At 35.0% G+C, this 5,758-nt stretch carries 8 protein-coding genes; 3 read left to right on the top strand and 5 right to left on the bottom strand.

Annotated features, from left to right (window positions below; genetic code table 11):
* Positions 1 to 146: 146 nt before the first annotated feature.
* The 5 genes from L6N96_06535 to L6N96_06515 all read right to left on the bottom strand — a co-directional run bounded on the left by L6N96_06535 (position 147) and on the right by L6N96_06515 (position 4,219).
* Positions 147 to 881, bottom strand: coding sequence for a hypothetical protein (locus tag L6N96_06535; GenBank protein MCP8323814.1), 735 nt, complete (start codon positions 879 to 881; stop codon positions 147 to 149).
* Between the two features lie 687 nt (positions 882 to 1,568).
* On the bottom strand, positions 1,569 to 2,120 hold the full coding sequence (locus L6N96_06530) for an exosome complex RNA-binding protein Csl4 (GenBank protein ID MCP8323813.1): 552 nt from the start codon (positions 2,118 to 2,120) through the stop codon (positions 1,569 to 1,571).
* A gap of 86 nt (positions 2,121 to 2,206) precedes the next feature.
* A complete protein-coding gene (gene dph2, locus L6N96_06525; protein ID MCP8323812.1) occupies positions 2,207 to 3,208 on the bottom strand; it encodes a diphthamide biosynthesis enzyme Dph2 in 1,002 nt (333 codons plus the stop codon).
* Between the two features lie 91 nt (positions 3,209 to 3,299).
* Positions 3,300 to 3,821, bottom strand: coding sequence for a 50S ribosomal protein L16 (locus L6N96_06520; protein MCP8323811.1), 522 nt, complete (start codon positions 3,819 to 3,821; stop codon positions 3,300 to 3,302).
* Between the two features lie 80 nt (positions 3,822 to 3,901).
* Positions 3,902 to 4,219, bottom strand: coding sequence for a winged helix-turn-helix domain-containing protein (locus tag L6N96_06515; protein ID MCP8323810.1), 318 nt, complete (start codon positions 4,217 to 4,219; stop codon positions 3,902 to 3,904).
* 310 nt (positions 4,220 to 4,529) lie between these two features.
* Between L6N96_06515 and L6N96_06510 the strand changes: the two genes are divergently transcribed.
* The 3 genes from L6N96_06510 to L6N96_06500 all read left to right on the top strand — a co-directional run.
* On the top strand, positions 4,530 to 4,865 hold the full coding sequence (locus tag L6N96_06510) for a hypothetical protein (protein MCP8323809.1): 336 nt from the start codon (positions 4,530 to 4,532) through the stop codon (positions 4,863 to 4,865).
* Positions 4,866 to 4,958: 93 nt separating this feature from the next.
* Positions 4,959 to 5,258 carry a V-type ATP synthase subunit F gene (locus L6N96_06505; protein MCP8323808.1) on the top strand — a complete coding sequence of 100 codons (300 nt, stop codon included), beginning with the start codon at positions 4,959 to 4,961 and terminating at the stop codon, positions 5,256 to 5,258.
* Positions 5,259 to 5,412: 154 nt separating this feature from the next.
* The coding region (locus tag L6N96_06500) for a ribonuclease HI family protein (protein MCP8323807.1) at positions 5,413 to 5,758 on the top strand (346 nt) is incomplete at its 3' end.

Here is a 5,758-nt window from a genome sequence, read left to right as displayed (position 1 = left end):
TATTATTTTTTATGGTTTGTGCCCTCCTGGAATAGATCTCTATATATAATAAGTTTGGATACTTTTTGGTCTCTAAATCTCATTATAAACTATTTTTATAAAAATAAAAAAAGAGGGGGGGGGATTTAAAGAGTGTCTTTTTGTCTTTAACTTATGGATGGTATCGCGAAAACGGTTAGAGCTCTACGTCCAAACTCAAGAAGCGCTCCACCGATGACAGGACTACCAACCTGTATTTCGATGTTGTATGTTCCTGCAGGTAAATTTTCGATGAAAAAGTGAAATGATGCGGTATCACTATGTGGTACAGAAGGGCCAGTGCAAAGATAAGCATTGGGTGCGGCAGGTATGGTTTCTTCACCTTGTTCTATAAGAGCTGTAAAGATAAGAGCGACATTTGTGGTGGAAGTGTAATATTCTACTGTACCTAATATAACTACGTGGCTTTCCTCGTCTAGTGTTATTGTTACTAGCAAATCAGGAATGGGGACAGGGTCAATACTCGGAACATCTACTGTGTATAAAGTATTACTGTAGGCAGAAGCATGGGGGATACTATCTATCGGTCCTGCAGGTCCTTGAGGTCCTGCTGGTCCTTGTGGTCCGGGGTCTCCCTGTGGTCCTTTTAGACAGGGCCAATTGGGGAAGCTGTTTACCTGTGCTTGGAGTGCTTCGACAATTCCTCGAAGATACTCTACTTCTGCATGGATATCTACTTCTGTTTGCAAATCCTCCACATCTTGTTCAACGCCAATTATAGCATCCCATAGAGCGTCTAAACCCGTTCCTTCTGGTGTTGCAGCCAAGACGGCCGCCCCGAAGAAAAATGATGTAACTATTATGACCGAGATGAGAGCTACCATTTTTCGATTGAAATGCATTTTTTACTCCTCCTCTCATTTTTCAATTAATGGATATAAAAATACCTTTCTGTATATTTTTGATCATTATACTTTCAATTACGGATAAATTCATTCATACTTTCTTAAGGAGTATCTTGGACCCTTCCACATAAATGTTGACTCTATTCCCCATCTTTAGCCCAATGGCTTCAAGAACTTCATTAGGAAAGGTAAATTACGCTCAGTCGAGTTCAGTCCAAGAGGCGAGTATCAAAAGATCCAAGAATCGGTTGAGCGTAATTTTTCCTTAATACGTAAAGGAATTCAAAGCGCAAGTTCGCGTAAATATATTATCAATTCATATAACGAACTCTTATAGATCTATTTCAAATAAATTTTACAAGATAGAAAAAATAATCTAAAGATAACCTAAAAAAAGAGATTAATTCTTAGCGAATAGCTTAATACTAATTGTTAGCGTGGATTCCAAAGATCCATTTCATCTCTTAGAAACTTCGCAAACATTAACACTTCATTAATCAACGTTTCAATGGCTTGTTGTTCTCCCACTCGTATTCTTGGAATTCAAAAAAAGAGAAGAGGTATTATTCGATTAATGCGTAGATTTCAGTAAGTATCTTATCTTCTGATATAGGATACGGGGTTTATTGAGATTTTCACTCTTTAATAAAAGAGATTATACTATCGTCCCATTACTTTGTGAAATCATGATTTTAAGGAAACTTCACCGAAATCAGATGCAAGTTCCCTTTCTTCAATCAAACCACAATTAGCACATTTTATTTTTTTATCAAACCTTACAGCAATCTCACCACATGAGCTACATGTTGCATATATTACACCACTGTCATTGGCGGCTATAGACAGATGGATAATTGCGTTCTCATGACTCCTAACCTTTGCTCTGACTATATCGCCGGGCTTACATATTGTCGCTTTTCTTCTACTTGATTTCTCAGACCTTAACATGAGCATTCCCGTAAATCCGCTAGTAACTCTTTTATCATTGATATAATGTATTCTTATGTTAGCTATATTGCTTTGCACAACTTCTACCAATCCTATAATGTTGTCCCCAACCATTGGCATATTTTTTACCTTTTGTAATGGTTCTATCTTGATTTCCCTTTTTTTGATGTCATGATCAACCATACCTAGTCTTGATGCCCTAATCGTATCTCTATCTACATAAGCTCCATCACTAGCATTAAACTCCTCTATTACAGCAAGTTTATCTCCAGGAATTGTTCTCTTCATTTTTTCTACATTTGAATGGTGAGCTTTCAAAATCATATAAGGTGTCTTAACATCTACTTATAAAGTGATCTTATAAGTAGATCATTTTATACCCATCTATTACTTTGAAAGATATTTTTACACTCCTTCCCATCTAAAATTTCGATAAAGGCTTCTGCCTGAGGAATTGACAGAATAGGTTTATCGAATTTTTCTCCATCTATAGATATTCTGGGACAGGCAGTTTGAATAAATGCATCTATATTCTGTAGTTGAGTCAATCTCTCATTAGTGATTTCATGTAAAGCTATAAGAGAGATGTTTTTACCATGCTTTTCAAGTTCATCCTTGATCTTCTGCACCTTCTCTAACCTTGTTTGCCCCTCTTTTAACCCTATTATGATTCCGATATTATTGGCATCTAAGGCTTTGTATAATGTAAGTATCGCTTTATTAGACATCTTTACAGCTAACGGAGTTATATCTGAAACCTCTCTATAATATGGGTCTAGCATGAATGTGGGTTTGCCTGTAGACAAAGCTATCCCTAACGCATGGAATACACTCTGACCAAGGAAGGCAAAGGCATTAACACTTTTTCTAATATTAAAAGCTGTAGAGAAATCGCACCCTAAGACTTGTCCATCCTTCATAAATCCCTTTCTTTTACCTACGATTACTTCAAGATTTTTTTTTTGTAAAAACGATCGAGCTATTTCAATCTGATGAATATGTTGACTGATTGTACATAACCCTATCTTTTTATAGTTCATAAGAGTCGTTATGGAAGCTTTCAAGACTTCATCGAATTTTATATCATCCAGTGCGTCTATTAATATCGTCTTTTTGCCTATTTTATCTATGGCAACATTATGACCTATGTGAAATACTATATCAACACCTAACTTTTCGACTTCATTATCGACGGTATCACATATACCATAGCATGGATCGGCAAATGTTATAATTTGTAAATTAAATAACCCTTGAATCTTTGATGCTAATTCTTCTATTTTCATCAAAAGGCCATTGGGTGCGTTAAATGCAACAATCTTCGGTTTCATTTTTTCGATTTCTGAGACTATCTTATCTTCATCAATCCATATCATATAAACCACTTAAAAATTTGTAATTTTAATGTTAACGAACATTATTCATTTAATTTATTGATGTTTAGATAAAATAAGTTTAATCAGATTTTTAACTCTCTTTAACCACTTTTTTTGATTGTTTCAAAAGAACTTGTTTTATATAAGTTGGGATCGGTAGTTTGCTTGCTGCTACCTTAAGAGCCTCTTTTGCATCCTTTAGATACTCAATTTTTGAATTCACTTCTAAAATAACACTATCGATCTCCACCCTTGCAGCTAAACCTACCGGTTTTCCAAAAGCCCTTCTCATGCCCTCTTGAAGCCTATCTGCACCTGCCATGGCTAACATCTTATTCTCTCTTAAAACAACGTGAGGATAAACCTTGATTTGAAAGTGGTAGCTTTCGCCAACTATATTCGATAACTTCTTGTTCGCAGCTATCCTTGCAGCTTCAAGGGCATTATGCCTTATCTGAGCCCTCTCCTTCGCTCTTAATTCAAGTTTTAAATTATAATCTTGACTAAAGGTGCCCATATTGAATTTGACTATCTTATTCCTTGGGATGCTTGATATGAACTCTCTTCTTACATAAGCATGCCCTTTTATATCCCTGTAATTTTTTCCACGCATTGTTCCTCACTCTACACTAAGTGTAGTTTAATATTCCTTTACACCCTCTTTTTAATTTTTTCATAGTGATGTTAAGATTATCAACTTTGCTGTGGACTAATCATACTAAGAATAATATTTGGTGTATGTCTCTTTATTATCCTCTTAATCTTCCGCTTACCTTTTGGAGTTAATCGGTATTCAGTAAATAAAAGTTCATCAGTAGGTTCGGCAGACTTCAGTTCGCCCTTTTCGATAAGCCCTTTTTCAACAAGTAAATCAGCATAGTTGTAGAACATAGCAGTACACAAGTTAGTATCTGCCATCAAGCGAGACATCTTTGCCCTACCCCCTCGATAGAAGAGAGAATAGAGTATGATTGTCTCTGTCTTAGATAGTTTGATTCGCTTTCCTACCAAAAATTTCCAACCATACCTATGGAACTGATATGTTATTAAAGCTATTATTTAAATGACTTAAGTTATTACCTCATATAAACAAATGAATAGTGAGAATTTACTTCTGATTGAAGCAAATCATTTAATTAAATATAAAACAATCTTGGGACTTTGTAGGATTTATTGTTCTATGATGAATTCATCAGTATCAGTTCTTATTGAAAGGGTTAAACCATGCTAAAATGCTCATTTAGTTTAATTTTATTTTATAGCCTCTCTTTATAAAATTAACAAAATTTAATAACCTATTATGTTGAACTCAGAGGTGGTTTTGAGCGAACAGACAACTCCGAGAATTGAAGATATAATGATACCAATATATGAAATGGAAAATGAGTTAGACAAGACAAAGGCAAAAGTTGGAGAGACAAAAAAAGAATTATCAATTTTTGCACAAAAAGAGGCTGTAAAGGTAAAAAGTGAAATTATAGAAGAGGCTAAGAAGAAGGCAGAGGAGGATCTAGCTAGCGTAAAAGTTGAGGCTGAGAAGGAGGCAGAAAAAATCTTGTCTAGAGCTGACGAAGAAATAAAAAATCTAAAATCTAAGATAGGAGAGGTATACGATCAAGCAGTAGACATGGTTTTAAAGACCTTACTTGGCGAATAATCAGCACAATTGATCAAAGGACTTAATTCTACGGACTTACCTTTTTTGGAAGAAGGCTTATAAATTATTACGTAAACCAATCGATGGGTAAGAATGCGTATAGTAGCTGTAGGCAAGAGGAGCTTCGTAGTAGGCTTCAGACTGGCTGGCGTGACAGGAGTTGAGGTCAAAACTTCTGAAGAAGCCTTAAAGGAGATCACGAAGATGATGCAAAACAAAGAGGTAGGCTTGATCTTGGTCAGTGATGATATAGGTAAACCTATTCGCAATAAGCTTACAGCTATGAGGACTAAACAAGCAGTTCCTTTACTATATGAGATACCTGAACCTGGCGGTACTTTGGAAAAAATCGAATATAGAGATCTGCTTAAGTCCATGTTGAAGATGGCTTAATTTTAATTTATAGCAGTATTATCTACTTATTACCTTAAAAAACTAAATGATTATTCTGCTGACATTACTCTGTTTTATAGTTAAAACTATTCAAGTTTATAATTAATATAAAGAGAATGATTGTAGTTTAACATTTCTAGAGATGAAGATAAAAGTGTATTCTGACGGTGCTTCAAGGGGTAATCCAGGACCTACAGCAATAGCCTTTATGATTTTTAATGAGGATGGAAAAATCTTGAAAAGATATTCTGAGTATATAGGGATAAAAACTAACAATCAAGCCGAGTATGTAGCTTTAATATCTGCTCTAGAGTCTGCTGCTTATGTATTGACTGATAAAGAGGTAGATTGCTATATGGATAGTGAACTTGTTGTAAAGCATCTAAAAGGAAAATATAAAGTACGAAATCCTAAACTGAAAACCTTATGGCAGAAAGTGCAAAAGCTCAAGCAAAATTTTCATAGAATAGATTTCATACATGTGAACAGAACAGATGTAA

It is taken from the genome of Candidatus Methylarchaceae archaeon HK02M2, assembly GCA_024256165.1.
Taxonomy (GTDB): Archaea; Thermoproteota; Nitrososphaeria; order Nitrososphaerales; family JACAEJ01; genus HK02M2.
This window is presented reverse-complemented; position numbering and strand designations above follow the sequence as displayed.

What these genes read in the sequence shown, in the direction of transcription:
- L6N96_06530 (MCP8323813.1), bottom strand. Translation starts at nt 2,120, where the DNA reads ATGAAGAGAACAATTCCTGGAGATAAACTTGCTGTAATAGAGGAGTTT.
- L6N96_06520 (MCP8323811.1), bottom strand. Translation starts at nt 3,821, where the DNA reads ATGCGTGGAAAAAATTACAGGGATATAAAAGGGCATGCTTATGTAAGA.
- L6N96_06505 (MCP8323808.1), top strand. Translation starts at nt 4,959, where the DNA reads ATGCGTATAGTAGCTGTAGGCAAGAGGAGCTTCGTAGTAGGCTTCAGA.
- L6N96_06535 (MCP8323814.1), bottom strand. Translation starts at nt 881, where the DNA reads ATGCATTTCAATCGAAAAATGGTAGCTCTCATCTCGGTCATAATAGTT.
- dph2 (MCP8323812.1), bottom strand. Translation starts at nt 3,208, where the DNA reads ATGATATGGATTGATGAAGATAAGATAGTCTCAGAAATCGAAAAAATG.